This is a genomic window from Pseudomonas sp. NPDC089569 (genome assembly GCF_050280625.1).
Classification (GTDB): Bacteria; Pseudomonadota; Gammaproteobacteria; order Pseudomonadales; family Pseudomonadaceae; genus Aquipseudomonas.
On the sequence record NZ_JBNNVQ010000248.1, the window covers coordinates 1 to 1,767 of the forward strand.

The 1,767-nt window shown below is 62.3% G+C and carries 3 protein-coding genes; all 3 read right to left on the reverse strand.

What is annotated here, in order from left to right:
* Window positions 1-97: 97 nt before the first annotated feature.
* Window positions 98-493 carry a DNA polymerase III subunit chi gene (locus ACQKP2_RS32750; RefSeq protein WP_427582368.1) on the reverse strand — a complete coding sequence of 132 codons (396 nt, stop codon included), beginning with the start codon at window positions 491-493 and terminating at the stop codon, window positions 98-100.
* Window positions 494-501: 8 nt separating this feature from the next.
* Window positions 502-930 (reverse strand): DNA polymerase III subunit chi, encoded by a 429-nt coding sequence (locus ACQKP2_RS32755; RefSeq protein ID WP_427582369.1) that lies wholly within the window; start codon window positions 928-930, stop codon window positions 502-504.
* 59 nt (window positions 931-989) lie between these two features.
* On the reverse strand, window positions 990-1,767 hold a 778-nt coding region (locus ACQKP2_RS32760), incomplete at its 5' end, for a leucyl aminopeptidase (protein ID WP_427582370.1).

The following is a 1,767-nucleotide window of genomic DNA, read 5'->3' on the forward strand; positions in this document are numbered from 1 at the left end:
TGTTAGGAGCCTGGTTGGCGGGTGACGCCTACATTAAAACCGCCTTCGCCGGCAAGCCTGGCTCCTACAAAGAGCGGATGGTGATGGGAGCGTCGAGTCAGTCGTTGTACTGGCTCAGCAACCGTTCCATTCGCGCGCCGAGGCGGCGTTTGATTTCGGTTTCGATGTGTGGCGCGAAATCGTCGATCACGTCTTGCATGATCAATTGCGCGGCGGCGCGCAGTTCGCTGTCCAGGTAGAGCATCGCGTCGGCGCTTTTGCTGGTGTTTGGTGTCGGTGTCGGTGCGGCGGCGGGCTTGGGTGGTGCTGGCTCGACGGTGGGTGCGGGTTCATTGATGGTGTCGAACAGCATGGGAATCTGTTCCTGGTCACCTTCTTCGACCGTATCGGTCAGCAGCGGTGGTTGCAGGTTGTCATCGCCGAGCAACTGGCGAATCGACTCAAGGTCGTCCAGCAGGTGCGCGGACTTTTGCAGCGGTTTTGGAGTGTCCATCGGAATGCTCAGAGTCGCTGTAAACGGTGATCTTGCAGAGGATAGCCCTGTTCGCGGTAGAAACGGAAACTCTCCCGCGCGGCCTGGCGTATCACTGGATCTTCGACCACCACTTCGGCCACGCGGGCGAAGCGCTGGGCAAAAGCGGGGACCTTCAGGTCGAGGTTGACCAGTAAATCCTGATGCTGGCCGCATTCATCGCCAAAACCCAGCACGATCAGGCTGTCCGGCTCGCTTTCGGCGGGGCCGTGGGGCACGAAGCTTTCACCCTTGAATGCCCACAGGCGCGCATCGAGGTCGTCGCGCTGGGCGGCATCGGTGCAGTGCAGGTAGACGCGGTGACCCATGCGCCAGGCTTTTTCGGTGAGTTTGCAGGCAAAGTCCAGGCGTGCCGATGGATCGGCGCTGGGCAGGATATAGAAGTCGACTTTGGTCATTGCGGTTCCTGATCCTGAACGGCGTCACCCGAAAGTGACGCCCCCCAGGTTCATCGGTTTCAGGCTTTGGCGCGGTCCAGCAGGTACTGGGTCAGCAGGGGAACCGGACGGCCGGTGGCGCCCTTGTCCTTGCCGCCACTGGTCCAGGCGGTGCCGGCGATGTCCAGGTGCGCCCAGTTCAGGTTCTTGGTGAAGCGCGACAGGAAGCACGCAGCGGTGATGGTTCCCGCTTTCGGTCCGCCGATGTTGGCGATGTCGGCAAACGGGCTGTCCAGTTGCTCTTGATACTCATCGAACAGCGGCAGTTGCCAGGCGCGGTCGTCGGCAGCCTTGCCGGCGCTCAGCAGTTGGCCGATCAACTCGTCGTTGTTGCCCAGCAGGCCCGATGTGTGGGAACCCAGTGCAACCACGCAGGCGCCGGTCAGGGTGGCGATGTCGATCACGGCTTGCGGCTTGAATCGCTCAGAGTAGGTCAGTGCGTCGCACAGCACCAGGCGGCCTTCGGCGTCGGTGTTGAGGATTTCCACGGTCTGACCGCTCATGGTGGTGACGATGTCACCCGGGCGCGAAGCGGTGCCGCTGGGCATGTTCTCGGCGCACGCCAGGATGCACACCAGGTTGATCGGCAGCTTCAGTTCAAGCACGGCACGCAGGGTGCCGAATACGCTGGCGGCGCCACCCATGTCGAATTTCATTTCGTCCATGCCGGCACCCGGCTTCAGGCTGATGCCGCCGGTGTCGAAGGTGATGCCCTTGCCGACCAGCGCGTAGGGCTTCTCGGATTTCTTGCCGCCGTTGTATTGCATGACGATCAGGCGCGGCGGCTGGGCGCTGCCC